Genomic DNA, 25,932 nt, shown 5'->3' with positions numbered 1-25,932 from the left:
GATTCACTCCAGCGAGGCGGCAACGAGTTCGGCGACGTCGAGCACGTCGGGGCGCGGGCCCACGACGCCTTCGAGCATGGCCGTGCAGTTCGGGCACGCGACCGCGACCACGTCCGCGCCGATCGTGCGCGCGTCGGCGATACGGATGTCCGGGATGCGCTGCTTGCCGGGGATGTCGGTCAGCGGCGCGCCGCCGCCACCGCCGCAGCAGCGGCCGCGCATGCCGTTGCGCTCCATCTCGACGACCTGGATGCCGATCGTCTTCAACAGCTTGCGCGGCGCTTCGGTCTCGCCGTTGTAGCGGCCGAGGTAGCACGGATCGTGATAGGTGGTGCGCTTCTCCTGCAGCGCCTCGACGGCCTTCGGCGCGATCTTGCCGCTGTCGGCCAGTTCGGCCAGATAGGTCGTGTGATGCTTGACCGTCACGCGCAGCCCGAGCGCCCGGTATTCGTTGCGCAGGCTGTGCATCACGTGCGGGTCGGCCGTCACGATCTGCCGGTATGACAGCGTGCCGAGCGTGCCGATCAGGCGCTTCGCCAGCTGCTGGAACGTCGCTTCGTCGCCGAGGCGGCGGGCGACGTCACCCGTGTCGGTCTCGCTCGGGCCGAGCACCGCGTAGTCGACGCCCGCCTTGTTCAGCACCTTCACGAACGCGCGCAGCGTGCGCTGGTAGCGCATGTCGAACGCGCCTTCGCCCGCGACGAACAGCACGTCGACCGGCTTGCCCGGCTGCGCGACCGGTGCGCTCAGGTCCACCGACCAGTCGTAGCGCGCGGCCGTGTCGTAGCCGCCCATCGTGCCCGTCTCGCGCAGGTTCGCGAGCACTTCCGGCCCCTTGCCCGGCACCGTGCCGTGCGCGAGCGTGCGGTTGCGGCGCATGTCGACGATCGCGTCGACGTGCTCGATCAGCATCGGGCATTCCTGCACGCATGCACGGCAGGTCGTGCACGACCACAGCGTCTGTTCCTCGATCAGGCCCGACACGATCGGGCCGTTGGGCTCGCCGCGATGCTGGCCGACCGCGAGGCCCGGCGTCGGGCTGCCCGCATACGCCGCATCGGTGCCGCCGGCCATCCCGACGACGAGATCCTGGATCAGCTTCTTCGGGTTCAGCGGCTGGCCCGACGCGAACGCGGGGCACGCGGCTTCGCACTTGCCGCACTGAACGCACGCGTCGAAGCTCAGCAGCTGGTTCCAGCGGAATTCGACCGGCTTCGCGACGCCGTATTCCTGATGCTCGATGTCCGGCAGCTTCAGCGCAGTGGGCGGCGTGGCCGTGCCGTTGCCGGTGAACGATTCGCGCGTCGCCGCGAAACGCTCCTGGCGCGGGTGGAACGCGAGGTGCAGCAGGCCCGCGATCGCATGCTTCATCGGGCCGCCCTTCGCGGCGCCGACCGTCATCGTGAACGCGCCGATGCCGATCAGCAGCGCGCAGAGCACCGCGAACGCACCCGACATCGCACCGGTCGGCACCAGCATGAACAGCACGAGGCCGAGCGCGAACGAACCGAGCAGCCACGGCAGCGTATTCCACGGGCCGCGCGACAGACGCGCCGGCACGTTCTTCGCCGCGCGGCGGCGCCATACGAACACCACGCCGACCAGCATCGCGAGCGCCGCGAGGAAGATCAGCTTGTCGAGCCACGGCGAATAGATCGCGAGCCCGTAGTTGACGAACACCAGCGCAAGCGCGCCGATCGCGCCGCCGGCGGTCGCGACGTGGGTCTTCGCGATGTACGGATCGCGGGCGACCACATGGTGCAGGTCGACGAAGTAACGCTTCGGAATCGCGAACAGGTTCGCGACGCCGAACGAGCCGGGCGCCGTGGCGCGGCCCAGGCGCCAGTAGGACGAGCGCTTCGCGACCGCGAACGCGAGCCCCGCCACCGACAGCCACAGCAGTGCGGTAATGAGGAAAGCCGGATTCATTTTTTAGAAATCCTTGACGAGACGCAGCGAGTCGTAGATCGCCCCGTGGACGTTGTGCATCGAGATGCAGTCGCCGACACGGAACAGCAGGAAGCGGCCGTTGCCGAGCTCTTCCGACAGGCACGGCTGCGGCTCGGCCGCGAACAGCGTGTGCGGATCGATCTGGCCGCGGTTCACCGATTCCGGCTTGAGCTTCCAGTACAGCTCGTCGTTCGGCGACGAACCGTTCTCGATCACCACCTGGTCGACCGCGCGCTCTTCCAGTTCTTCCGTGTACTCGTTGCGCAGCACGGCGATCATCTTGCCGTTCTCTTCATAGACGCGGTCGAGCATCGTGTTCGGCGTCGGAATCACGCCGAACGCGTACAGGCGCCGGTAGAAGATCGGGAACGTCGTACCGCCGCAGTCGTCGGCCACCTTCACGTCGGGCGTCACCACCTCGACCTTCGAGCCGCGGCTCGCCATGAAGTCGGCCACGCCCGCGCCCGCATGCGTGCTCACGCCGTCGAACAGGAGCACGTTCTGCTTCGGCTCGACCTTGCCGGTCAGGATGTCCCACGAGCTGACGGCGAGGCCTTCGGCCACGCCCCACGCCGGCACCTGCCACGTGAAGCTCGAGCCGCCCGTCGCGAGCACGACGATGTCCGGCTTCTCGGCCATGATCATCTTCTCGTCGGCGGCCACGCCGAGACGCCGGTCGACGCCCAGGCGCTTCGTTTCCATGTCGAACCAGCGGATGATCCCCGACATCTGTTCGCGCTGCGGCGCCTTCGCGGCGATCATCACCTGGCCGCCCACTTCCGCGTTCTTCTCGAACAGCACGACGTCGTGGCCGCGCAGCTTCGCGACGCGCGCCGCCTCGAGGCCCGCGGGGCCGGCGCCCACCACCACGACCTTGCGCTTCGGGCCGCGCGACTTCTCGATGATGTGCGGCATCGTCGCTTCGCGCGATGTCGCCGCGTTCTGGATGCACAGCACGTCGAGGCCGTTGTACTGGCGGTCGATGCAATAGTTCGCGCCGACGCACTGCTTGATTTCGTCCTCGCGGCCGTCGCGGATCTTGATCACCATGTGCGGATCGGCGATCTGCGCGCGCGTCATGCCGACCAGGTCGATCATGCCGTTCGCGAGCAGGCGCTCGGCCTGGCCCGCATCGCGGATGCTCTGCGCGTGCATCACCGGAATCTTCACGACCGACTTGATGCCGGCCGCGAGGTGCACGAACGGCTCCGGCGGCAGCGCCATCGGCGGCATGCAGTTGGCGATCGTGTTGTGCGTGTCGCCGCCCGAGCCGACCACGCTCAGGTAGTCGATCAGGCCCGTCTCCGACATCGCCTGCGCGATCTCCTTCAGCGCTTCGTGATCGAGGCCGTCCTCGTGGAATTCGTCGCCGCACATGCGCAGGCCGACGCAGAAATCCTTGCCGACCGCCTCGCGCACGGCCGTCAGCACTTCGATGCCGAAGCGCAGGCGGTTTTCGAGGCTGCCGCCCCATTCGTCGGTGCGATGGTTCGAACGCTTGCTCCAGAACTGGTCGATCAGGTGCTGGTGCGCGGCGGAGATTTCGATGCCGTCCATGCCGGCCGCCTTCACGCGCTTCGCAGCCGCCGCGAAATCGCCGATGATGCGGCGGATTTCCTCGATCTCGATGATCTTCGCGTTGCCGCGGTGCACGGGTTCGCGCACGCCCGACGGCGACATCAGGTGCGGCCAGTGCTCGCCGTGGAACGACGAGCGGCGGCCCATGTGCGTCGCCTGGATCATGATCTTCGCGCCGTGCTTGTGCATCGTGTCGGCCAGACGCGTGAGCGGATCGATGATCTTGTCGGTCGACAGGTTCACCGATTTCCACCAGCCTTGCGGGCTGTCGATCGACACCGGGCTCGAGCCGCCGCAGATGGCCAGGCCGACGCCCCCCTTCGCCTTTTCTTCGTAGTAGCGGATGTAGCGGTCGCCCGGCAGGCCGCCCGGCTCGGCATACACCTCCGCATGCGCGGTGCTGACGATCCGGTTGCGCAGCGTCAGCTGGTTCAGCTGCATGGGTTTGAACAGGTGGGGATAACGCATCGCTGGCGACCTCTGGCGTTCGAATGTCTCGTGTTGCGGGTGTTGTTCTGCTTCGGTGAATCAATGCATCAGTGCGCGATCGGCGACACTTCGAAGACGCAGTGGTCGTGATGCTCGGCCGCGCACTGCACTTCCTTCGAGTACGCGCGCGGCGCGCCCTTGCCTTCCGGCGTCGTGTCGTTGACCCAGTCCATCGCGCCGGCGAACCAGCCGGCGAACATGTAGCAGAGCTTGCCTTCCTTGCCCGGCTGCTGGAGCACGAACGACGAGTGGCGCAGCTCGATCTTCGCGCGTGCGCTCGCCGGATCGGCCTCGATGATCGAGAACAGGCCCCAGCCGCGTTGCGACAGGCGCTTCAGGTAGTGCTCGAACACGGCCATGCCGGCGATGCCGTGCTGCTTCGCTTCCTTGTCGCACCAGTGGTAGGCAGACTTGTAGCCGGCCTTGTAGAGGATCTCGGCGTACGCTTCGACGCCGAGCGCTTCCTCGACGGCGACGTGATTGTTCGTGAAGAAGTGGCGCGGCACGTACAGCATCGGCAGCGCGTCGGTGGTCCAGACGCCGGTATCGGGATCGACGTTGATCGGCAGTTGCGGTTGCATCGTGGTGACTCCGTGAGGAAATTGGCCGCGCGGCTCAGTGCGCAGGCGCGACATCGTCCGCGTGCCCGCGCGGCAAGCGCTGGCACGTCCCGATTTTTTTATGTTGAAACGAAGGGAGCGGTTCGGCCCGGCGGGTGCTTACGCGCCCCACACGTCCTTGAACACGCGCACCCAGTTCTCGCCCATGATCTTGCGGATGCGCGACTCCTTCCAGCCGTGGCGCTCCATCGCGGCCGTCAGGTTCGGGAATTCGCCGATCGTGCGGATGCCGTCCGGGTTGATCACCTTGCCGAAGTTCGTCAGCTGGCGATAGCGGCCCTTGTCGTGCGTCAGCATGTCGAAGAACTCCTTCGCGTAATCCTGCGTGAAGTCCGTTCCGATGCCGACCGCGTCTTCGCCGATCAGGTTCACGACGTAGTCGATCGCCTCGATGTAGTCGTCGATGTTCGCTTCGATGCCGCGCTTCAGGAACGGCGCGAACATCGTCACGCCGACGAAGCCACCCGCATCGGCGATCTCCTTCAGCTGCGCGTCGCTCTTGTTGCGCGGATGTTCCTTCAGGCCCGACGGCAGGCAGTGCGAGTAGCACACCGGCTTCTTCGAGAACGCGATCGCTTCCGACGACGTGTTGCCGCCCACATGCGACAGGTCGACCATGATGCCGACGCGGTTCATCTCGGTGATCACTTCGCGGCCGAAGTCCGACAGGCCGCCGTCGCGCTCGTAGCAGCCGGTGCCGACCAGGTTCTGCGTGTTGTAGCAAAGCTGCACGACGCGCACGCCCATGTCTGCGAACGCCTCGATGTAGCCGATGTTGTCCTCGAACGCATGCGCGTTCTGGAAGCCGAGGATGATCCCGGTCTTGCCTTCCTTCTTCGCGCGGAAGATGTCGTCCGTCGTGCGCACGAGCGTCAGCAGCTCGCCGTTGTCGCGGATCTTCTTCTTCATCACGCCGATGTTGTCGACGGTCTTGGTGAAGTTCTCCCACACCGACACCGTGCAGTTCGCGGCCGTGATACCGCCCTTTCGCATGTCCTCGAACACCGGCTTCTCGAACTTCGAGATGTTCAGCCCGTCGATGATGATGCTGTCCTGATGCAGCGTGCTCATATCTGCTCTCGCTCGTGTGACTGTTCTTGTGGGGGGCCGATCAGTAGATCGGGAAGCGCTCGCAGAGCGCGAAGATCTCGCGGCGCACGCGCTGTTCGGTTGCCGGGTCGCCTTCCGGGTTCGCCCTCAGCGCGTCGAACACTTCCAGGATCAGGCGGCCGATCTCGCGGAACTCCGCGACGCCGAAGCCGCGCGTCGTGCCGGCCGGCGTGCCGAGGCGAATGCCGGACGTGACGGTCGGCTTCTCGGTATCGAACGGGATGCCGTTCTTGTTGCACGTGATGCCCGCACGTTCCAGCGCCTGCTCGACCGGCGCGCCCTTCAGGCCCTTCGGACGCAGGTCGACCAGCAGCAGGTGGTTGTCGGTGCCGCCCGTGACGAGATCGACGCCGCCGGCCTTCAGCACGTCGCCGAGCGCCTGCGCGTTCGCGAGCACGTTGTCGATGTAGGTCTTGAAGTCCGCATGCAGCACTTCGCCGAACGCGACCGCCTTGCCGGCGATCACGTGCATCAGCGGGCCGCCCTGCAGGCCGGGGAACACGGCCGAGTTGATCTTCTTCGCGATCTCCTCGTCGTTGGTCAGCACGAAGCCGCCGCGCGGGCCGCGCAGCGTCTTGTGCGTGGTTGACGTGACGACGTGCGCGTGCTCGACCGGGTTCGCGTGGCGACCCGCGGCGATCACGCCCGCGATATGCGCCATGTCGACCATCAGCTTCGCGCCGACGCTGTCGGCGATCGCGCGAAAGCGTGCGAAGTCGAGCGCGCGCGGGTACGCCGAGAAGCCGGCGATGATGAGGCTCGGCTTGTGCTCGTGGGCCAGCGCCTCGACCTGGTCGTAGTCGATGCGCATCGTGTCGCGGTTCACGCCGTACTGGACGGCGTTGAACCACTTGCCCGACAGCGCCGGCTTCGCGCCGTGCGTCAGGTGGCCGCCCGCGTCGAGCGACATGCCGAGCACCGTGTCACCCGGCTTCGCCAGCGCGAGCATCACCGAGCCGTTCGCCTGTGCGCCCGAGTGCGGCTGCACGTTCGCATAGCCGGCGTTGAAGATCTGCTTCACGCGGTCGATCGCGAGCGCCTCGACTTCATCCGCGAATTCGCAGCCGCCGTAGTAGCGCTTGCCGGGATAGCCTTCCGCGTACTTGTTGGTCAGTACCGAGCCCTGCGCCTCGAGCACGGCGCGCGACACGATGTTTTCCGACGCGATCAGCTCGACCTGCGACTGCTGACGCTCGAGTTCCTTCAGGATGGCGCTGCGCACCGGCGCGTCGCGCTCGGCAAGGGGCTGCGAGAAGAAAGGCTGGGTGTTCGACATAGTGCGTCCGTGACGAAGAATAAAGGGCTGCAACCGAAGCTCAAGGCCCGCCGTGCCTGGGTTTCCCGCTCGTCCAGTGCAAGGCTGCCGACGGCTCTATTCTTGTCGTTCGGATTTTCGGCGGATTGATGAATTTAGACGCGTTCTTTGCCTTTTCCGCCATGCGCGTCCGTTTTATACAAGTGACCGGTCGTGCTTTTCGGGAGGGCCGCGTGAAACGGTGTCGGCTGTTCACCTATGGACACGCACACCGGCAGTGCGTTTGCCGCACGTTCGCGTGCGGCGTCTCCCGGATACGGTGCAGTGCAGCAACGGCCCGACGCCCAGACAACGTATGGAGCTAGGGTTTAGCCGTATGGCACGCTTGTTGCACTCGCTCACACAATACCGCAGCCCGATCCGTGCCCCGGGCCAAAAGCTATTAGAGATTCAAGGAACGCTCCCCATGTCGCCCGACCGCACAGCGTCGCTGTCCCACTTCGCGTTCATGCCGTTACCGAACTTCACGATGATCGCGTTCACCAATGCGATCGAGGTGCTTCGGATGGCAAACTACCTGAGCGGCCAGCCGCTCTACCGCTGGTCGGTGATCAGCCCGGACGGCGGCCCGGTCACGGCGAGCAACGGCCTCACGGTCGACACGGGCCCGGCCGAATGCGCGGGGCAACCCGACATCGTGTTCGTGTGCGGCGGCGTCGACGTGCAACGTGCGACGACGCCGGCCCATCTGTCGACGCTGCGCCGCTTCGCGCGCTCGGGCATCCCGCTCGGCAGCCTGTGCACGGGCACCTATGCACTCGCGAAGTCGGGGCTGCTCGCGGGCTACGCATGCGCGATCCACTGGGAGAACATGTCGGCGCTGAAGGAGGAGTTTCCGGACACGCGCTTCCTGAAGGAACTGTTCGTGATCGACCGCGACCGCATCACGTGCACGGGCGGCGTCGCGCCGCTCGACATGATGCTGAACCTGATCGCCGCGCGCGTCGGCACCGCGCGCGTCACGCAGATCGCCGAACAGTTCATCGTCGAGCACGTGCGCGACACGAGCGCGCAACAGCGCATGCCGCTCGTTGCTCGCCTCGGCTCGGCGAACAAGTCGCTGTTCGAAGTGATCTCGCTGATGGAGAACAACATCGAAGAGCCGCTGTCGCGCGAGGAGCTCGCGCGGCTCGCGAACATGTCGCAGCGGCAATTGCAGCGCCTGTTCCGCGAACATCTCGGCATGACGCCGACGCACTACTACCTGACGCTGCGGCTGCGCCGCGCACGCGAGCTGCTGCTGCAGACCGACATGTCGATCATGCACATCACGATGGCATGCGGCTTCCAGTCGGCCTGCCACTTCAGCAAGAGCTATCGCGATGCGTTCGGCGTCGCGCCGACGCGCGAACGGCGCAAGCAGGTTGCGCCGCTGGCGCAGGGTGCGACGAGTGCGGGGGCGGCATTTCCGGCGCATGTGCTGCATGCGTGAAGGGTCCAATACCTGAGGCAAAAAAGCAGCCTTGAAGGCCGCTTTCTGTTTGCACTCACGATCCCCAAACCTGCATTTCGTCGAGCGAATACCCCCACTGCGTCGCCCGCTTCGTGCCGAGCATCCGCACGTAACGGCCATGCCCGTTCAGGTTCGGCAGCGTCACGTGCCCGTACGACACGCCGTTGCTCGTCGAGTAGATCGTCGTCCAGTTCGCGTTGTCGTTCGACGTCTGGATCTGATAGACGAGCGCGCCCGCATCCCAGTACAGATCGATGCTGCTGATGGTCTTCGTCGCACCGAGATCGACCGAGATCCATTGCGGATCGACACCCGTGCCTTCCGGCGAATCCCAGCGCGTGCTCGTCGTGTTGCCGTCGAACGCCTTGTCCGGCGTGAGCGACGCGTTGTAGCTCGCCGATGCCGCTGCCGGCCGCCCCTGCGACAGCAGCGTACGTGCGACAGCCGGCCCGCCGTAGTAGTTCGCCCCGAGCTTCGCCTTCGTCGCGTCCGCATTCACGCCGAACTGCGACAGGCTCCAGCGCTGGCCCGTCGTCACGTCGCCGACGTAGAGCTGATAGCCGCCCGCCGTCGTCGACGAGAAAAACAGATAGTTGGTCCCGCTTACCGGCGCCGGGTCGGAGTTGTTGCTCATGCAGTCGTTGAGCGCCAGCGCGCTCGGCGTCGAGGCCGGGTCGGCCGTCTTCGCGTAGATCTGGTCGGCGCCGCCGCTGTCCTTCCAGCGCGCGTAGTACACCATGCCGTCCGCGCGCACGATCGGGTAGTACGTCTGCAGCCCGGCCGGGCGATCGAACACGGCGGTCGCGCCGGTCGCGATCGTGCGCTTCATCAGCCCCATGTTCGAGCCGGTGCCGGTCGCGTAGTACACGGCGCTCGCGTCCGGCGCGAGAAACGGCATCGAGTATTCGGCACCGGCCGGCGCGTTCGTCAGGCTCACGACCGACGTGAACGCCGGGCCCGCGCTCGTGTACGACAGCGTCGCCTGCTTGACGTCGCCGTTCTGCTTGAACACGAGCGTCTTGCCGTCCGCGCTGAACTTCGGGTCTTCGTTGCGCGTGGCGCCTGTGCTATTCGTCATGTTGACGGGCGGCGTGCCGGCGCCGAGCTGCAGCATGAACACGTTCCATGCGCCGTTGCTGATGCCCATGAACGCGAGCCACTTGCCGTCGGGGCTGAACACGCCGTTCATCGGATCGGTGATGCCCCACGCGCTCTTGCTGAGTTGCGTCAGCGTATGGGCGGAGAAATCGTAGAGGAACAGCTGGCTCGTGCCGTCGCCGTACTTGACGTAGCTGTGGTAGACGAGCTTGCCGGTCAGCGCGGCGGGGAACGTCGCATTCGGCTGGGCGGCGGGATTGTTGACGCAGGCCGCGGCTGCCACGCCGCTGAACTGGTTGAGGGCGATGCCGGCCACGAGGCCCGCGACGAGGGTCTTCAGTTTCACGCTGGATGCTTCCTAAGGTAAGGACGCCGCAGACAAGGACCCACGCGGCACGCGCGGGCGTCACGGATCCGCCGTCGGGGAGCGTGAATTCCGTATCGGTCGGACATCGGGAACAAAACTTGCGGCAGTTTGCCTTCTGGTCAGACGAAAGAAAAGGATCAGAGCGCGCTTGAAACATACGGATCAGCGATTTGGGGCGCGCTTGCACGTGACGGCTGCCGTACTACTCTTTGTCATCGAGGTCCAACGGCCGGGAGGCACGCATGAAGCGCTATGCGGTGCTGGCAAAGACGATCGCCGACGCGATCCGGCGCGGCGACCTGGCGCCCGGCGCGCGCATCCCCACCGTGCGCGCGGCATGCCGTGCGTATCGCGTGAGCCCGTCCACGGTGTTTCGCGCGTACTACGCGCTCGAAAGCGAGGGCCTGATCGTCGCGCGGGCGCGGTCCGGTTATTTCGTTGCGAACCTGGAAGACAAGCGCGTACGGTTCGGCCACGATCCGCCCCGCAAGCCGGCGGCCACGCAAACCGGCGACGACGATGCGCTGTTCCGCCTGCTCGACTCCCTCCGATGCGACGACATCGTGCCGCTCGGCTCGGCATTCGCGAGCTATTCGCTATTTCCGATGAACGGCCTGTGGCGTCAGGTCGCGTCGGCGGCCCGCAACATGGATCGCACGAAGCTGCTGGCGGGCCTGCCGCCCGGTTACGACGCGCTGCGCCGCCAGATCGCGTTGCGCTACCTGAGCGCGGGCGCGTCGCTGCCGCTGGAGGAAATCGTCGTCACGACGGGAGCGACCGAAGCGCTGACGCTCAGCCTGCAGGCGCTCACGCGCCCGGGCGACATCGTCGCGATCGAACGGCCGGCTTTCCACGCGGTGCTGCAGGCCGTCCGGTGCCTGCATCTGAAGGCGATCGAGATTCCGGTCGATCCGCGCACGGGCCTCGACCTCGACGCGCTCGCCGAAGCGCTCGACACGCATCCGGTACGCGCATGCTGGTTCATGACGTCGTTCCACAACCCGACCGGCGCGACGCTGACCGACGAGCGCAAGCGCGCGCTGATCGACCTGCTCGCGTCGCGCGGCGTGCCGCTGATCGAGGACGACGTGTATGGCGAGCTGCAGTTCGACACGGCACCCACACGCCCCGCGAAACTGTATGACGACAGCGGGCTCGTCCTGCATTGCGGATCGTTCTCGAAGTGTCTCGCGCCCGGGTTCCGGATCGGCTGGGTCGCGGCCGGCCGCTTCGCGCGGCAGATCCGGCAGGCCAAAGGCGCGAGCGCGCCAGCCGCCGACGTACCCGCGCAGATGGCGATTTCGAGCTACCTGCGCGACGGCGCATACGACCGGTTCCTGCGCAAGCTGCGACGCAATCTCGCCGCGCACCAGGCGCAGATGCTCGCGGCCGTGCGCGCGTATTTTCCGGCTGACACCGAAGTGTTCGCGCCGCGCGGCGGGTATTTTCTGTGGATCGAGTTGCCACCGCACCTGGATGCGATGCATTTGTTCGACGATGCGATGGAAAGCGGCGTCAGCATCGCGCCGGGGCCGATCTTTTCCGCGACCGGCGGGTTCCGCCGTTATTTGCGGCTCAACTACGGGCGGCCGTGGACACCGGCCGTCGAGCGTGCGCTGGAAACGCTCGGCACGCTCGCGGCCCGGCAGCGGCGCGGTAGCTAGCACAAGACGGGCGGCACGAAACGTGCGACACGCGACGCGCGACGTGCGCCTTGCGTTTCACGCGCGAACGACCAAGAATGAAGCGGCAGGCGGCTGCGAACGAACGCGTTTCAAGCGTCCGATGTTATGGAGAATCCACATGAACACCGAATGCAAACGAGCGCCGATGCATCACCCGACGATGGCACCCGCCGGTCGCTGACGATGCGCGTGCTGCCCAACCGGAGCGTCCGCGCGCGCGATGCCTGGCGCGCCGTGCTGAATGCGCGCGCCGAATCGCGACACGCCACGTGCTGCCGCTGCCGCGAATGCGGTTTCGTGGCGTTCCGCGCGCTCGAGCACTGCCCCGTCTGCGGTCGGTGGAACTGGCCGTTCGAGCCGATCGGCCGCACGCCGGCCGATGCACGTGCCGCGCAGGCGCCGCGCTCGTTCCACACGTGGTCGTCGCGCGTCGCCCGCGCGCTGCGCAACGCGGCGTTGCAGCGGCCACGCGCATCGAGCGCGCCGATCCTGAGCATCCTGACGCTCGTGCTGCTGGTCGGCGGCTACGTGACGGTCGACCAGACCTGCAAGGCCGACCCCGTCTGCCGCGGCCCCGCTGCGCCGCCGGCCGCGATCGCGACCGAAGCCGTGCTGCAAGCGTCGAACGAACCCTTGATACCGGTCGTGCCGGCCCCCGTCTACCCGTTTCGTTCGTCCGATGGCACGCAGGCGGCGGCCCATGCACCATCGGCCGCTCCGCTCGCCGCCCAACCCGCTCGCAGGATGGCGGTTGCGCGCGCCGCGCCGTCGCTGCGCGCGCCTGACCGGACACGCACCGGCGCAGTCCGCGTGGCCGACTGGAAAGGCAACCGCGACACCGTCCATCGCACGCGTGCGATCCGCCGCGTCAGCCTGCACACCGGGCGTCCACGCCGCGCCGCGACCAGCAACGCCGAACTCGCGAAACTCTATCGCGGCCACTGAGCGCGCGATGCGGGCCCGCGCGCCGGTCGATTCAATTTTCTAAACCACCCGTCGAAAAACCTCGTTTGTGTCGCGACGGACGACTGGCGTTCAATGGGTCATTCGCGCGCCGGCACTTATCGCACGCCGGCCGGCCGATCCACCGAACGGAGTCTGTCGATGAATGCACTGCAGCTCGTGACCCTGGCTGCCATCTGGGGGGCGTCCTTCCTGTTCATGCGCATGGGCGCGCCGGAATTCGGCGTCGTCCCGCTGATCGCGTTGCGCGTCGCGATCGCGGCCGTGCTGTTGTCGCCGGTGCTGCGCCACGCGCAAGCGCGGCATGAATTCCGCTCGCACGTCGTGCCGCTGTTCGTCGTCGGCATCGCGAACTCGGCGTTGCCGTTCTGCCTGCTGACCTATGCGGCCCTGTTCGTGACGGCCGGCACCGATTCGATCCTGAATGCGACGACCCCTCTATGGACCGCGATCGTCGCGTACGTGTGGCTGCGCGCGCCGCTGACGAAGCCGCAGGCGATCGGCCTCGCGCTCGGCTTCGGCGGCGTCGTCGTGCTCGCCGGCTCGGCGCTCGGCACCGGCACGCCCGGTGCGCCGCGCGCGATTGCCGCCGCGATGCTCGCGACGCTGTCGTACGGGTTCGCCGCGCACTACTCGAAGCGCAAGCTCGCGAACGTGCGGCCGTTCGTGTCCGCCTTCGGCAGCCAGTTGTTCGCGGCCATCGCACTCGTGCCGCTCGCGCTGCCGATGTGGCCGCACGGCCCCGTGCATGCGTCCGCGTGGATCGCGGTGGTGCTGCTCGGCGCGATCTGCACGGCGGTGGCCTACTTGCTGTATTTCGGGCTGCTTCGCAACGCGGGCGCGCAATACGCGGCATCGGTCACGTTCCTGATTCCGATCTTCGGCGTGGTGTGGGGTGCGATCTTCCTGCACGAGACGATCACCGTGCAGACGGTCGCCGGGTGCGCGATCATCCTGCTCGGCACCGCGCTCGCGACGGGCAAGCTCAAGGGCTTCGCGCCGGCTGCCGTGCGCGGGTCACGCCAGTAGATCGGGCGCGTCGCGATCGTCGCCGCCGATCTCCCCCGCCAGCCAGTCGCGAAACGCGGCGATCTTCCACTCGTGCCGGCGCGCTTCGCTGCACACGACGTAATAGGAAAACTCGGTCGGCCACGGCCGCACGAGCACGCGAACCAGCCGCCCGGCCGCGACTTCGTCGCGCGCATAGATGTCGCGCACCAGCGCGATGCCCTGCCCGGCGACCGCGGCCTTGATCAGCAACGCATCCTCGCTGAAGCTCGCGCCGCGCGGCGCACGCGCATCCTCGATCCCCTGCGCGCGCAGCCACAGTGCCCAGTCGGCGCGGTCGGCGTCCTGCAGCAGCGGGTACGACAGGCAGTCGGCGGGCGCGTCGATCGGGCGCGCGGGATCGAGCAGCTGCGGGCTGCACACGGGCCACAGCTCCGGCGTCCAGATGCGGAACGATGCGTGGCCGGGATAGCGGCCCAATCCGTGCCGGATCGCGACGTCGACGTAGTCGCGGCGCAGATCGACGAGCTGCGCGCGCGTCTCGACGGTGATTTCGATTTCGGGATACGCGGCCTGGAACGCACCGAGCCGCTGCACGAGCCACGTGTTCGCGAACGATGCGGTGGTCGTCACCGCGAGGCGGACGATGCGCCGGTTCGCGCCGTGCACGTTCGCCCATGCGGCCTCGATCTCGTTGAAGCCGCCGGCGAGCTGGTCGAACAGCGCGCGGCCAGTGCCGGTCAGCTCGAGTTCGCGGCCGGTGCGCTCGAACAGGCGCACGGCGAGGCGATCCTCGAGATTGCGGACATGCTGGCTGACGGCGCCCGGCGAAATGCAGAGCAGGTCGGCCGCCTGTTTCATGCTGCCGCAACGCGCCACTTCGACGAACGTGTGCAACGCGGCGAGGGGAAGTGACTTGGCCATCCGTGGAGCGCCGCCGCGCGAGCGGTGGAGGGTTCGGGAACGGGCGACGATTATCGCAGCAATTGCGCGCGTCCGGCATCGGGATTCGCCGCGTTGCGCCGCCACGCCTTCGCTCCCGCAACGAAAAACGGGCGACCCGTTTCCGGAGCCGCCCGCCTCGTGCGACGCGTGTCGAACGCTAGCGCATCACGCCGCCAGCAACCCGTGCGGGTCGATGACGAATTTGCGCGGCGCGCCGCCGTCGAACTTCTTGTAGCCTTCCGGCGCCTGGTCGAGCGAGATCACTTCGACGTTGACGATCTTCGCGATCGGCAGCCGGTCGAACAGGATCGCCTGCATCAGGTTGCGGTTGTACTTGAGCACCGGCGTCTGCCCCGTGAAGAACGAATGCGATTTCGCCCAGCCGAGGCCGAAGCGGATGCTCAGGCTGCCGTGCTGCGCGGCCTTGTCCTTCGCGCCCGGATCGTCCGTCACGTACAGGCCCGGGATGCCGATCGCGCCGGCCGGGCGCGTGATTTCCATCAGCGAGTTCAGCACCGTCGCGGGCGCTTCCTCCGCATGGCCCGACGAACCGTGGCCGTGCGCCTCGAAGCCGACGCAATCGACCGCGCAGTCGATCTCGGGCACGCCGAGGATCTGCGCGATCTGCTCGCCGAGCGACGCGTCCTTCGACAGGTCGACCGTCTCGAACCCCATCGCCCGTGCGTGCGCGAGGCGCTCCGCATTCATGTCGCCGACGATCGTCACGGCCGCGCCGAGCAGGCGCGCCGACGCGGCGGCCGCCATCCCGACCGGGCCCGCGCCCGCGATATAGACCGTCGAACCGGGCTTCACGCCCGCGCTCACCGCGCCGTGATAACCGGTCGGCAGAATGTCGGACAGGCAGGTCAGGTCGCGGATCTTCGCCATCGCCTGGTCGCGATCCGGGAATTTCAGCAGGTTGAAATCGGCATACGGGACAAGCACGTACTCGGCCTGGCCGCCGATCCAGCCGCCCATGTCGACGTAGCCGTACGCGCCGCCGGCACGCGACGGGTTCACGTTCAGGCACACGCCCGTATGCGTGTCCTTGCACATCGCGCAGCGGCCGCACGCGACGTTGAACGGCACCGACACCAGATCGCCGATCTTCAGCGTCTCGACGTCGCGGCCCACTTCGACCACTTCGCCGGTGATCTCGTGACCGAGCACGAGGCCGATCGGCGCGGTCGTGCGGCCGCGCACCATGTGCTGGTCGGACCCGCAGATGTTCGTGCTGACCACCTTCAGGATCACGCCGTGGCCGATCGCGCGGCCGCTCGGGTCGACCATCTTCGGATAATCGATTTTCTGGACTTCGACCTTGCCCGGCCCAAGATAGACGACACCTCGATTGCTGCTCATCGTATTGTCTCCATGTCTCGTTGGATGGCGCCGCGGCGCGCCGGCGCCATGCGGCGCACGCGCAACGTGCTGTTCGAGAGTAGTCCGGGAGGCAGGGGCGCCGATGTCTCAAACGCGACATGCGTTTGATCGGCGCCGACATCGATGGCGGAAATACGAAAGTCGGGCGGAAACGGCGGCGGCGCGCCGGGGTGACACGCACCGGGGCCGGACCGGCCCGCACAGCCGCCCGCCGCGGCGCGACGGCAAGCGCCTATCCGCCCTGATTCTCGCGGATGATCGCGGCGGCGGCCGCCTCGGCCTCGCTCGCGACGCCGTCGTGCACGCGCGTGCTGACGGCCGGCGTCGGCGGCTCGCTGTCGAGCGCGTGGCCGTTGCGGTCGTGCGTGTCGACCGTCGCGCGCATCGACAGCCCGACGCGCAGCGGATGCGCGGCGAGATCGCGCGGATCGAGCGCGATCACCACCGGCACGCGCTGCACGACCTTGATCCAGTTGCCGGCCGCGTTCTGCGACGGCAGCATCGAGAACGCGCTGCCCGTGCCTGCCGAGAAGCCCTGCACGCGGCCGCGATAGGCGATGCGCGAGCCGTAGAGATCCGACACGACCTCGACCGGCTGGCCGACGCGCATGTGGCGAATCTGCCCTTCCTTGAAATTCGCCTCGACCCACAGCCGGTTGAGCTGCACGATCGACATCAGCGGCACGCCGGGCCCGACCTGCTGGCCGACCTGCACCGAGCGCTGCCCGATCGTGCCGTCGACGGGCGCGACGATCGTCGTGCGCTTCAGGTTCCGGTACGCGAGCTTGAACTGCGCGGCCGCCTGCACGACGGCCGGGCTTTCGTCGACGGGCAGTTTGCTGCCGAGCGCGCGCGCCGCGTCGAGCTGCGCTTGCGCGGCCGCGAGGTTCGCCTGCGCGCCGGCCACCGCCGCGCGCGCCCGCGCCAATTCTTCCGGCGCGACGATCTCGACCGATGCGCCCGAACGCGCGGCGAGCGCGCGCTGCGCGAGCGACAGGTCGGCGCGCCGCGCATTCACGGCCTCGACGTACATCGTGTTCGAGATCTTCGCGTTCGCGACCTGGCGCACGGCCTGCGCGAGCTGCGCCTTCGCCTGCGCGAACGCGACCGACGCCTCGGTGTCGTCGAGCCGCACGAGCGTCTGCCCGGCGCGCACGGCTTGCGTATCGGCCACCAGCACGTCGGTCACGGCGCCGGGAATCTGCGCGGCAACCTGCACGACGCTGCCCGCGACGTACGCGTCGTCGGTGTCTTCGTAATAGCGGTCGCTCAGCAGCCAGTAGGCGGTCCACGCGATCGCGGCCAGCAGCACGATCGCGAAGAACGCCGCGAAGCGCTTGCGGCGCGTCGCGCGGCGCGCGTCGAGTGCCGGGTCGTTCAGCGCGGCCGGCGGCGCGGCGGAATGAAGGTTGTCGTGGTGCATCAGTCGCTTTGCGTAACGATCAGACGATCGTGCTGGAAGACGGGAATCACAGGCATCGCCGGCGCGCCCCGGGTCGGGCTCGCCGCGGCCGTGCGCGCGAGATCGGGCGTGCCGCGCGGCGTCGCGTCGGGGTGGGTCGCGCCGACCGTCGACGGGCGCGCCCTGTCGTCGCGTCGTGCGGATTCAGGCGCGGCCCGCGTCGCGGCGGCGGCCGGCGACATTGCCGTGCTCCCCATGCGCGAATCGTTCGAAGGGGCCGCGCCGGCTGCCCGGTTCGCGGCCACGGCAGCAGCTGCCCCGCGCCGCGCCGCCCCACCCTGCGCTCGCTGCGCAGCCGGCGTCCGCGCCTGCGCGACCGTTGCACCCGCATCGAAGCCGCCGCCCAGCGCACCGATCAACTGGACCCGCAGCGTCCGCTGCTTGCCGAGCAGCGCGATCATCTGCGCGCGCTCGTCGATCAGCGTGAGATCCGCGACGTCGACGTCCTTCTGCATCAGCACGCCGCGCCGGTGGCGATCCGCCGCGATCTGCACGATCTTCTGCGCGGCCGCGACCGCGTCCTGCTGCTGGGCGACGAGCGTCTGCGACGTCTGCAGCGACGTGACGAGTTGCGCGACCTGCCCGAGCGCGTCGTCGACGGTCTTGTTGTACAGCCCGATCGCGACGTCCGCCTGCGCGACGTCCGCGCCGAGCTTCGCCTTCAGCCGGCCGCGATCGAAGATCGGCAGCGAGATCGCCGGGCCGACGGAGCCGGCGAGCGAATCGCGCGAGAACAGCGATGCGGGCGTCAGCGCGAACACGCCGCCGAGCGCGACCAGGTTCACGTCCGGATAGAACTGCGCGCGCGTCGAGTCGGCATTCGCGAACGCGGCTTCGACCCGCAGCCGCGCGGCGACGATGTCGGGCCGGCGGCCCAGCAGGTCGGCCGGCAGCCGCGCGGGCACCGCGCCGCCCGCGAACGCGCCCACGCGCGGCCGCTGCAGCGCGAGCCCGCGCTCCGGGCCACGGCCCGACAGCACGCCGAGTTGCAGTTGGGCAAGCTTGATCTGCTCGTCGTTCAGCGCGATCTGTTCGAGCAGCCGACTGCGCTTGATCGACGCATCGCTCGCGTCGTACGCGTTGTCGAGGCCGCGCGCGGTACGCTCGCGCAGCACGGCGGTCACGCGCTGGCTGATCGTCAGCTTCTGCTGCAACAGGTCGCGTATCGCGTACGCCTGGTCGAGCTGGCAATACACGGTGACGATCGCGACGGCGAGCGTGAGCCGCGCCTGTTCGGCCTCGACGCCGGCCGCGTCGCGCAGCGACATCAGGCTCTTCGTCGCCGCGCGGTTCTTGCCCCACAGGTCGAGCTGGTAGTTCAGCCCCACGAAGATCGACGACGGCGACACGTTCGGATCGCCGAAAATCTGCACCGGCACGCGGTAGCCGCCGGCCGTCACGTCGGCGATGTCGCCGGGCTTCGGCATCCGTGCCCGGCTGATCGTCGCGCCGGCCGTGCCCGTCAACCCGGTGAGCGAATCGAACTGCTGAAGCTGCGCCTGCGCGATCCGCAGCCGCGCCTGCGCGACCTGCAGATCGGGGTTGTTCCGCGATGCCTCGGCGACCAGGTCGTCGAGTTGCGGATCCTGCAACTGCTTCACCCAGTCGGGCGCCGGCCACGCGCCGTTCGCGCCCGGGCCGGCGGTATGCGCGAGCGCATCGTCGGCCGGCGCGCGCAGCGACAGCGACGGCAGGAAGCCCGATGGCACGCATCCGCCCAGTGCGAGCAATGCCGCGGCCGCCGCGATCATCGTGCCGCCCTTCACACCACGCACCGAACCCGCCGCTTGAATCGTCCGCCGCATCGTCACCCCTGCCGAACGCGCTGCGCCCGCGCGACCAGACGCGGCCGCGCGCGCTCGAGCGGGCCGAGCCGGCCGAACAGGCCGTCCGCGACGCCGAACAGGATGCCGGCCAGCTTCGCGCGCTTGTCGCGCTCGACGAGCGCGATCTGCACGACCTGCCACACCGTCAGCAGGTTCGGCACGAGCGCCACCGGAAACCGCAGCCCGTACTGCATCCCGAGCTGCACCGCATTGCGTGCGCTGTAGTAGCGCCGTTGCCACGAGTGATTCATCGACGTCATTTCGAAAGGGCCGATCGCATGCCGGCGTTTCGCGCCGATCCGGTGCGGCAGTACCAGCGACGGCACGACATAGAGCGGCACGTTGCGCGACAGTGCGCGAAAGCTGTATTCGGTGTCGACGTGATCGATGAACAGCGTCTCGTCGAAACGGCCGAGCACGTCGAACGCGGCGCGCGACACGACGCAGCCCGACGAGATCAGGAACGCGCAGCGCTGCATCGGCGTGCCCGGCTCGATGCGCAGGCGGCGCAAGCCGATGCCGTTCGTCGCGAGTTCGGGCAGGAAGCTGCGCGCGTTCTCGTCGAAGATGCGCGGGCCCGCCAGGAACGCGCGCCCGGCGAGCCCGGCGCACACGTCGCGCATCGTCGGGAAATACGCGGCCGGCACCGACGAATCCTGGTCGAACAGCGCGACCGCGTCGACGCGGTCGCGAAACAGCGCCGCGAGCCCCGCGTTGTACGCGCCCGCGATGCCGCCGCGATTGCCGTGATGCAGCAGCGCGATGCCTTCGCGCGCGCACAGCGCGCGGGCCCGCGCATCGGGCTGCGGCGTGTTGTCGACGACGAGCAGCGCATCGCACGCGTGCCGCCATCCGCGCAGCGCGTCGAGCTGCGCGTCGCTCGGGTGATACAGGATCACGAGTGCGCCGAGTGTCGTCATGGTCCGCTCCTCAATGGCCGAACGACGCGGCCGCGCCGCGCTTCGGCCGCGTCAGCCACATCATCGCGGCGAGCGCGAGACACGTCATGCTCGCCATCCAGAACATGTCGTTGGTCGCCATCATGTACGCCTGCTGCATCACGACGTGATGCAGCGTCGTCAGCTCGCGCACGCCGTCCACGCCCATCGCGTTCAGCGCATGCACGAAGCGTTGCGTGTTCGCCGATGCGTGCGTGACCGATTGCGACACGACGTCGTAGTGATAGGTCGCGCGGTTGTCCCACAGCGTCACGCTCATTGCGGTGCCGAACGCGGCCGACAGCGTGCGCAGGAAATTCGACAGGCTCGACGCGGCGGCGAGCCGGTCGTCCGGAATGCGCGACAACGTCGCGGCGGTCAGCGGGATGAAGAAGCACGGCAGCCCGATCCCCTGGATCAGCCCCGGCGCGGCGATCTGCGCGAACGTCATCTTCAGCGTGAAATGCGCATCCCATGCGAGCACGGCCGCGAACACGAGGAAGCCGAACGTCGCGAGCACGCGCGCGTCGAAGCGGTGCGCATGCAGCCCGACGAGGATCGAGAACACGAGCGCGAGCACGCCGAGCGACGCGGTCGCCAGGCCCGCATGAAACGCGTTGTAGCCCATCACGGCCTGCATCCACAGCGGGAACACGACGCCGACCACGGAGAAGCTCATCATCCCGAGCGAGATGATCAGCACGCAGAACGAGAACGTGCGGTCGCGAAACAGGCTCAGGTCGACCACCGGATGCGCTTCGCCCGCTTCCCAGATCAGCAGCGACACGATCGCGAGCGCCGCGACCACCGCGAGCGTGACGATCAGCGGCGAATCGAACCAGCCGCGATCGTGGCCGAGATCGAGCATTGCCTGCAGCGACCCGACGCCGATCACGAGCAGCACGATGCCCGGCACGTCGATCGGGCCGGCCGCGCCGCGCTGCGCGTCGGGACGCAGCATCGCGGTGCACACCGCGAACGAGAACAGCCCGATCGGCAGGTTGATCAGGAAGATCCACGGCCACGAGAAGTTGTCGACGATCCAGCCGCCGACCACCGGCCCGAAGATCGGCGCGAGCAGCACCGTCATCGCCCACAGCGCGAGCGCGATCGTGCGTTTGGTCGGCGGAAAGCTGCGCAGCAGGATCGTCTGCGACAGCGGCACCATCGGCCCCGAACACAGCCCCTGCAACGCGCGGCAGATCACGAGCACGTGCAGGTCGCGCGCGAGCCCGCACAGCAGCGACGTCAGCGTAAACAGCAGCACCGCGCCGACGAACAGCCTCAGCTCGCCGACGCGGCGTGCGAGCCAGCCGGTGAGCGGCACCGCGATCGCGGCCGCGACCGAATACGAGCTGATCACCCACGTGCCCTGGCTGTTCGATACGCCGAGGCTGCCGGAAATCGCCGGCACCGCGACGTTCGTCACCGTCGAGTCGAGCACCTCGATGAAGGTCGCGAGCGACAGCGCGAACGTCAGCAGCGCGAGCCGGATGCCGCGCACCGGCTGCGCGGCGGGCGTCGGCGCCAGCGCGTCGAATGCGGACGGCGCGACGGGCCCGTCGTGAAGCGGCGACGCGGCGCTCATGCGCCGGCCGCCGCGACAGCGGCCCGCGCGGCCGCGCGCCCACGCTTCGGCACGAAGCGTTCGATGAAATCGGCCGCGGCGATGCAGCCGTCCGGCGCGGCCGCAAGGAGCGCGCGCGTACGCTTCGCATGCAACGCGATCGCGGGTTCGTCGAGCACGCGTGCGAGCGCCGCGCCGAGCCGCGCGCCGTCGAGCGGGCCGTCGACCCGCACGCCGCAGCCGTTCGCGACGACGCGTTGCGCGTTGTCGAACTGATCGTGCGCGAACGGCGTGACGACCTGCACGATGCCGGCTTCGCACGCGAGCGCCGCCGTGCCGATCCCGCCGTGGTGCACGAGCGCGCGGCAACGCGGCAGCAGTGTGCGCATCGGCACGAAGCGGCGTACGAGCAGCCGATCGTCGCCCTGCACCGCATCGTGCGGTGTCAGCAGGATCCCGCGCGCGCCGGTCGCGCGCAGCGCGTGCGCCACCGCGCGCGCATACGCCGCGTGATCGACGAGCGTCGACCCGGCCGTGAACACGACCGGCGGCTCGCCGGCCGCGAGAAACGCATCGAGCGCGCCATCGTCGTCGGCGGGCGCGATATCGTTGAACAGCGGAAAACCGCTTTGCAGATGGTTCGACGGCCAGTCGGGCTGCGGCGGCGCGAACCAGCGCGGAAACAGGCACAGCACGCCGTCGGTCGAATGGAGCCAGCGGCCGAGCACGCGCCGCGCGGGCGCAAGCCCGAGTTCGCGGCGCACCGCGTCGAGCGCCGGGCCGCACACGCGGTCGAGCACCTGGCGCTCGATCAGCGTCATCAGCGCCGATTTCACCGGCAACGGCCAGCGTGCGGGAATCGTCAGGCGCGGATGGGTCGGTGGCGCATGCGCGGACAGCAGCGTCGACGGCGAAACCTGCACCGACACGTACGGCGTGCCGTGCAGTTCCTGCATGAAACGTGCGGAAAACGCCCACAAGGTGCCGATCAGCACCGTGTCGGCGTCGGTCAGCGCACGCAGCGCGTCGTAGTGCGGGCGCAGGGTCGGCGCGATCACCTGCCACAGCGTGCGGAACGACGTGCGCGGATCCCACAGCGCCGGGTTCGCCATCGCCGCGTCGTACTCGGCCGCGGTGCCGACCGGCACGAACGCGAACCCGCAGCGGCGCACGGCCGCCTCGAACGGCGCATGCGTGCAGAACACGACGTCGTGGCCGCGCGCCGCGAGCGTGCGCGCGATGCCGAGCAGCGGATGCACGTCGCCCGCCGAGCCGATCGCGGTCACGATCATCTTCGCCATCGCGCGCCTCGCGGGTGTCAGTAGAAGCCGGGAATCAGCGCCGCGACCTCGCGGCGGTACTGCGTATACGCCGGCCCGAAATAGCCGGTCAACCAGCTCTCCTCGACGCGCACCTTGTACGCGAGCGACGCGAACACGAGCAGCACGCCGATCGCGCCGCGCCATTCGCCGCCGATCAGCGCGGCGCCGACCAGCGCGATCAGGCAGCCGGTGTAGATCGGGTGACGCACGAGCGCGTACGGCCCCGTGCGCACGAGTTCGTGGTCTTCCTTCAGCGTGACTGACACGCTCCAGTTCGTGCCGAGATGCAGCCGCGCCCACACCGAGAACAGCAGGCCGGCCACCAGCACCGCGAGCCCGCACTGCGCCTGCAGGCCGAAGCGCTGCCAGTCGGGCACGAGCGCCTGCCACGACGGATCGGGCAGGATGATCAGCGCGCCGCCGACGATCAGCGGAATCGACTGCAGCGTGCGGGAGCGCGACGCCTCCTTGCGCACGGTCGTCTTGACGCCCCGCGACGTGGCGATCCAGTACGCGAGCCACGCGGCCCACGGAACGACGATGGCGATGGTCTGAACGATATTCACGGCTGGCCTGCCTCGTTGGGATGGGAATTCGGATGTGCGGGACGAGCGCGCTGCACGGCGGGCGGCGTCACGACGGCAGCGCGTGCATCGGCGCGGGCATGCACGCATGCGCGGCCGCGCGTGCGACGCCGGCCGCGACGGGCGCCTCGCCACAGAAGAAATCGAGCAGCGCGGCACGGGTGGATTCGCGCTGCGCACGGCCTTCGATGTCGAGGAAATGGCCGGCGTCCGGCACCGTCGCGAACCGCGCACGCGGCACGTGCGCGCCCAGTTGCCGCACGTCGGCCGGCGTCGTGTATTCGTCGCGCTCGCCGTTCAGGAACAGCAACTCGCAGCCGATGTTCGAGAACTCGCTGAAGTAGCGCTCGGGCTGCAGCGACAGGATCTGGTCGACGTGGAACGCCACCTGGTCCTGCTCGTCGCGCGGCAGGCGCGTGAGATACCGGTAGTTGTACAGCTTCATGATGCGCGGCAGATACCGGCCGACGGTATCGTTCAGCAACTGCGCGGCCTTCAGGTTCTCGCCGGCCGCGATGTGGTCGCGGGCGCGCGTCACGTAGTCGACCATCGCGTCGTTCAGGAACGGCGAGAACGAACAGATCGCCGCCCGCCGCACGCTCGGGCAACCGCGCGCGAGCGCGAACAGCGACGCGACGCCGCCCCACGACACCGACACGAGGAACGCCGGCGCGAAGCGCTCGACCAGGTACTGGAGGATCGCGGCTTCGTCGTCCTTGGTCAGGATCGAGCAGCCGGGGTTGTGCTGGCGCGACTGCCCCGCATACGGCAGGTCGAAGCAGATCGTGTTCATCCGCTCGCCGAGATACTGGACGGTCTGGCCGAACGATGCGGTCGTCGCGAGCGCGCCGTTGACGAGCATCGCCGTGTCGAACGCCGGGTCGAACACGTTCCGTTCGACGTAAACCCTCAGACCATTCGGCAGCGGGACCACATGTTTTTCGGTCGGCATCGTCGTTCTCCGGTGGATGCGGCGTCTCGACGTCGCGGCATGCTGCAGGTGCACAATGGCCGGCGCCGGCCGCGTACGCGGTCGATTGACGCGCCCGTTGCCGACGCACCGCGGCAATTAGCGGCGGCGCCATTCATTCCTCGTGGTGCGGCGCCATACTAATACGCGCAAGATTACTTACTCAAGTCATTCCAAAAATCCCTCTACTCGCTCCGGAAATACGCCGGATTCAAATTTTTTCTTCGATTTCTATGGTATGCAGAATCTCGAAAAAGAAGCGTGCAATCGTTTGCGAGCAATCCGATCCAGCGTTCAAAAATTCCACATTGTCATTTAATTTCAGTGCGTTATGCAACATCAATCACCCGATTGAAACGCTTTTTAGAAAATCGTGCGCCTTCACAATCCGTCTTGACAATTTCACATCGTGAATAATATTGCAGATTTCGACACTCTTTCGATTTGTAATGAAATCGGGTGTAGAAACAGTCCTCCGCATTGCGTCATCTTTTCACGCGCCGTTTTAAACAGATTCAAACTTAATTAACCTTCTTTCAATTCATTTTTCCGCACCTGCACATGGCTCGGGACGGAAAAAATCCCGCCCGTCTGGAACGCAGCCTCCCGTTCGGCCTCGTTTTTTGTTGATTGAACGATCAATAAAAAACCGCTAAGCTCTCGACTTCCATGGCCGCCCATCCAGGCGAAGGAGTCGCGATGCCGAAAGTCGGAATGCGGGAGATACGCCGCGCGCAGTTGATCGATGCCACGCTGCGTTCGATCGACGAAGCGGGCCTGCCCGGCACGACGCTCGCATCGGTCGCGCAACGCGCGAACATCTCGACGGGCATCGTCAGCCATTACTTCGGCGACAAGGACGGCCTGCTCGAAGCGACGATGCGGCACGTGCTGCGCGACCTGTGGTCGGCCACCACGCGCCGCCGCGTCGCCGCACGCAAGGACCCGCGTTCGCGGCTGCGCGCAATCGTCGCCGCGAATTTCGACGACACGCAGGTCAGCGCGCCCGTGATGAAGACGTGGCTCGCGTTCTGGTCACAGAGCATGCACGACCCGATGCTCAAGCGCCTGCAGCACGTGAACACGCGGCGCCTCCATTCGAACCTGTGCGCCGAGTTCGCGAAGGCATTGCCGCGCACGAAAGCGCGCGAAGCGGCCGGCGGCCTCGCCGCGCTGATCGACGGCCTGTGGCTGCGCGGCGCACTCGCCGGCGGCCCGATCGACACCCGGGCCGCTTTGAAGCTCGCCCACGATTACATCGACCTGCTGCTCGCGTCCGACTGACGCGCGACGCAGTCG

Annotated in this window: 20 protein-coding genes; 5 read left to right on the top strand and 15 right to left on the bottom strand. The window is 67.9% G+C overall.

Annotation, left to right across the window (positions count from 1 at the left end):
- Positions 1 to 3: 3 nt before the first annotated feature.
- From HWX62_RS17865 to HWX62_RS17845, 5 genes are all read right to left on the bottom strand, one after another.
- Positions 4 to 1,929: a (Fe-S)-binding protein gene (locus HWX62_RS17865; protein ID WP_175931500.1), complete on the bottom strand. Its 1,926-nt coding sequence runs from the start codon at positions 1,927 to 1,929 to the stop codon at positions 4 to 6.
- 3 nt (positions 1,930 to 1,932) lie between these two features.
- Entirely contained in the window at positions 1,933 to 3,996 is a 2,064-nt protein-coding gene (locus HWX62_RS17860; protein ID WP_006488987.1) for an NADH:flavin oxidoreductase, read from the bottom strand.
- A 68-nt stretch (positions 3,997 to 4,064) separates the two neighbouring features.
- Positions 4,065 to 4,598 carry a DUF5943 domain-containing protein gene (locus tag HWX62_RS17855; RefSeq protein ID WP_175931501.1) on the bottom strand — a complete coding sequence of 178 codons (534 nt, stop codon included), beginning with the start codon at positions 4,596 to 4,598 and terminating at the stop codon, positions 4,065 to 4,067.
- Positions 4,599 to 4,736: 138 nt separating this feature from the next.
- Positions 4,737 to 5,708, bottom strand: a complete 972-nt coding sequence (locus HWX62_RS17850; RefSeq protein WP_175931502.1) for a dipeptidase — start codon at positions 5,706 to 5,708, stop codon at positions 4,737 to 4,739.
- A 40-nt stretch (positions 5,709 to 5,748) separates the two neighbouring features.
- Positions 5,749 to 7,023: a serine hydroxymethyltransferase gene (locus HWX62_RS17845; RefSeq protein WP_175931503.1), complete on the bottom strand. Its 1,275-nt coding sequence runs from the start codon at positions 7,021 to 7,023 to the stop codon at positions 5,749 to 5,751.
- Between the two features lie 355 nt (positions 7,024 to 7,378).
- On the opposite strand from HWX62_RS17845, the gene HWX62_RS17840 reads away from it, so the two are divergent.
- A complete protein-coding gene (locus tag HWX62_RS17840; RefSeq protein WP_175931504.1) occupies positions 7,379 to 8,494 on the top strand; it encodes a GlxA family transcriptional regulator in 1,116 nt (371 codons plus the stop codon).
- A 55-nt stretch (positions 8,495 to 8,549) separates the two neighbouring features.
- On the opposite strand, the gene HWX62_RS17835 is transcribed toward HWX62_RS17840, so the two are convergent.
- The gene (locus tag HWX62_RS17835) at positions 8,550 to 9,959 is read right to left on the bottom strand and encodes a discoidin domain-containing protein (RefSeq protein WP_175931505.1); all 1,410 of its coding nucleotides are present in this window, start codon (positions 9,957 to 9,959) and stop codon (positions 8,550 to 8,552) included.
- Positions 9,960 to 10,222: 263 nt separating this feature from the next.
- On the opposite strand from HWX62_RS17835, the gene HWX62_RS17830 reads away from it, so the two are divergent.
- The 3 genes from HWX62_RS17830 (at position 10,223) to HWX62_RS17820 (ending at position 13,657) form a co-directional block, all read left to right on the top strand.
- A complete protein-coding gene (locus HWX62_RS17830; RefSeq protein ID WP_175931506.1) occupies positions 10,223 to 11,644 on the top strand; it encodes a PLP-dependent aminotransferase family protein in 1,422 nt (473 codons plus the stop codon).
- Positions 11,645 to 11,848: 204 nt separating this feature from the next.
- Entirely contained in the window at positions 11,849 to 12,610 is a 762-nt protein-coding gene (locus tag HWX62_RS17825; protein WP_175931580.1) for a hypothetical protein, read from the top strand.
- A gap of 159 nt (positions 12,611 to 12,769) precedes the next feature.
- Positions 12,770 to 13,657 (top strand): DMT family transporter, encoded by an 888-nt coding sequence (locus tag HWX62_RS17820; protein WP_175931507.1) that lies wholly within the window; start codon positions 12,770 to 12,772, stop codon positions 13,655 to 13,657.
- Here the strand turns inward: HWX62_RS17820 and HWX62_RS17815 are convergent.
- The 9 genes from HWX62_RS17815 to HWX62_RS17775 all read right to left on the bottom strand — a co-directional run bounded on the left by HWX62_RS17815 (position 13,646) and on the right by HWX62_RS17775 (position 24,615).
- Positions 13,646 to 14,560 carry a LysR substrate-binding domain-containing protein gene (locus HWX62_RS17815; protein ID WP_175931508.1) on the bottom strand — a complete coding sequence of 305 codons (915 nt, stop codon included), beginning with the start codon at positions 14,558 to 14,560 and terminating at the stop codon, positions 13,646 to 13,648. The genes HWX62_RS17820 and HWX62_RS17815 overlap by 12 nt on opposite strands.
- 186 nt (positions 14,561 to 14,746) lie before the next feature.
- The gene (gene fdhA, locus HWX62_RS17810) at positions 14,747 to 15,943 is read right to left on the bottom strand and encodes a formaldehyde dehydrogenase, glutathione-independent (RefSeq protein WP_175931509.1); all 1,197 of its coding nucleotides are present in this window, start codon (positions 15,941 to 15,943) and stop codon (positions 14,747 to 14,749) included.
- A gap of 253 nt (positions 15,944 to 16,196) precedes the next feature.
- Positions 16,197 to 17,387 (bottom strand): HlyD family efflux transporter periplasmic adaptor subunit, encoded by a 1,191-nt coding sequence (locus tag HWX62_RS17805; protein WP_175931510.1) that lies wholly within the window; start codon positions 17,385 to 17,387, stop codon positions 16,197 to 16,199.
- Positions 17,387 to 19,231, bottom strand: coding sequence for an efflux transporter outer membrane subunit (locus HWX62_RS17800; RefSeq protein WP_175931511.1), 1,845 nt, complete (start codon positions 19,229 to 19,231; stop codon positions 17,387 to 17,389). The genes HWX62_RS17805 and HWX62_RS17800 overlap by 1 nt, the downstream gene beginning before the upstream one ends.
- Before the next feature lie 2 nt (positions 19,232 to 19,233).
- Complete coding sequence (locus HWX62_RS17795; RefSeq protein ID WP_175931512.1) at positions 19,234 to 20,172, bottom strand: glycosyltransferase family 2 protein; 939 nt, start codon at positions 20,170 to 20,172, stop codon at positions 19,234 to 19,236.
- A 10-nt stretch (positions 20,173 to 20,182) separates the two neighbouring features.
- Positions 20,183 to 21,778, bottom strand: a complete 1,596-nt coding sequence (locus HWX62_RS17790) for a DHA2 family efflux MFS transporter permease subunit (protein ID WP_175931513.1) — start codon at positions 21,776 to 21,778, stop codon at positions 20,183 to 20,185.
- Positions 21,775 to 23,058, bottom strand: coding sequence for a nucleotide disphospho-sugar-binding domain-containing protein (locus tag HWX62_RS17785; protein ID WP_175931514.1), 1,284 nt, complete (start codon positions 23,056 to 23,058; stop codon positions 21,775 to 21,777). The genes HWX62_RS17790 and HWX62_RS17785 overlap by 4 nt, the downstream gene beginning before the upstream one ends.
- A 17-nt stretch (positions 23,059 to 23,075) precedes the next feature.
- Positions 23,076 to 23,645: an isoprenylcysteine carboxylmethyltransferase family protein gene (locus HWX62_RS17780; protein ID WP_175931515.1), complete on the bottom strand. Its 570-nt coding sequence runs from the start codon at positions 23,643 to 23,645 to the stop codon at positions 23,076 to 23,078.
- Positions 23,646 to 23,712: 67 nt separating this feature from the next.
- A complete protein-coding gene (locus HWX62_RS17775; protein ID WP_175931516.1) occupies positions 23,713 to 24,615 on the bottom strand; it encodes an alpha/beta hydrolase in 903 nt (300 codons plus the stop codon).
- Between the two features lie 717 nt (positions 24,616 to 25,332).
- Here HWX62_RS17775 and betI point away from each other — a divergent pair.
- Positions 25,333 to 25,917 carry a transcriptional regulator BetI gene (gene betI / locus HWX62_RS17770; protein WP_175012491.1) on the top strand — a complete coding sequence of 195 codons (585 nt, stop codon included), beginning with the start codon at positions 25,333 to 25,335 and terminating at the stop codon, positions 25,915 to 25,917.
- The last annotated feature ends 15 nt before the right edge of the window (positions 25,918 to 25,932 follow it).

This window comes from Burkholderia sp. BCC0506 (assembly GCF_902833145.1).
Taxonomy (GTDB): Bacteria; Pseudomonadota; Gammaproteobacteria; order Burkholderiales; family Burkholderiaceae; genus Burkholderia.
The sequence above is the reverse complement of the archived record's forward strand: the minus strand, read 5'-3'. Positions and strand labels throughout refer to the sequence as shown.

Excerpts from the sequence above, each read along its gene's own strand:
- HWX62_RS17865 (WP_175931500.1), bottom strand. The coding sequence starts at position 1,929 with ATGAATCCGGCTTTCCTCATTACCGCACTGCTGTGGCTGTCGGTGGCG.
- HWX62_RS17860 (WP_006488987.1), bottom strand. The coding sequence starts at position 3,996 with ATGCGTTATCCCCACCTGTTCAAACCCATGCAGCTGAACCAGCTGACG.
- HWX62_RS17855 (WP_175931501.1), bottom strand. The coding sequence starts at position 4,598 with ATGCAACCGCAACTGCCGATCAACGTCGATCCCGATACCGGCGTCTGG.
- HWX62_RS17850 (WP_175931502.1), bottom strand. The coding sequence starts at position 5,708 with ATGAGCACGCTGCATCAGGACAGCATCATCATCGACGGGCTGAACATC.
- HWX62_RS17845 (WP_175931503.1), bottom strand. The coding sequence starts at position 7,023 with ATGTCGAACACCCAGCCTTTCTTCTCGCAGCCCCTTGCCGAGCGCGAC.
- HWX62_RS17840 (WP_175931504.1), top strand. The coding sequence starts at position 7,379 with ATGGCACGCTTGTTGCACTCGCTCACACAATACCGCAGCCCGATCCGT.
- HWX62_RS17830 (WP_175931506.1), top strand. The coding sequence starts at position 10,223 with ATGAAGCGCTATGCGGTGCTGGCAAAGACGATCGCCGACGCGATCCGG.
- HWX62_RS17825 (WP_175931580.1), top strand. The coding sequence starts at position 11,849 with ATGCGCGTGCTGCCCAACCGGAGCGTCCGCGCGCGCGATGCCTGGCGC.
- HWX62_RS17820 (WP_175931507.1), top strand. The coding sequence starts at position 12,770 with ATGAATGCACTGCAGCTCGTGACCCTGGCTGCCATCTGGGGGGCGTCC.
- HWX62_RS17815 (WP_175931508.1), bottom strand. The coding sequence starts at position 14,560 with ATGGCCAAGTCACTTCCCCTCGCCGCGTTGCACACGTTCGTCGAAGTG.
- fdhA (WP_175931509.1), bottom strand. The coding sequence starts at position 15,943 with ATGAGCAGCAATCGAGGTGTCGTCTATCTTGGGCCGGGCAAGGTCGAA.
- HWX62_RS17805 (WP_175931510.1), bottom strand. The coding sequence starts at position 17,387 with ATGCACCACGACAACCTTCATTCCGCCGCGCCGCCGGCCGCGCTGAAC.
- HWX62_RS17800 (WP_175931511.1), bottom strand. The coding sequence starts at position 19,231 with ATGCGGCGGACGATTCAAGCGGCGGGTTCGGTGCGTGGTGTGAAGGGC.
- HWX62_RS17795 (WP_175931512.1), bottom strand. The coding sequence starts at position 20,172 with ATGACGACACTCGGCGCACTCGTGATCCTGTATCACCCGAGCGACGCG.
- HWX62_RS17790 (WP_175931513.1), bottom strand. The coding sequence starts at position 21,778 with ATGAGCGCCGCGTCGCCGCTTCACGACGGGCCCGTCGCGCCGTCCGCA.
- HWX62_RS17785 (WP_175931514.1), bottom strand. The coding sequence starts at position 23,058 with ATGGCGAAGATGATCGTGACCGCGATCGGCTCGGCGGGCGACGTGCAT.
- HWX62_RS17775 (WP_175931516.1), bottom strand. The coding sequence starts at position 24,615 with ATGCCGACCGAAAAACATGTGGTCCCGCTGCCGAATGGTCTGAGGGTT.
- betI (WP_175012491.1), top strand. The coding sequence starts at position 25,333 with ATGCCGAAAGTCGGAATGCGGGAGATACGCCGCGCGCAGTTGATCGAT.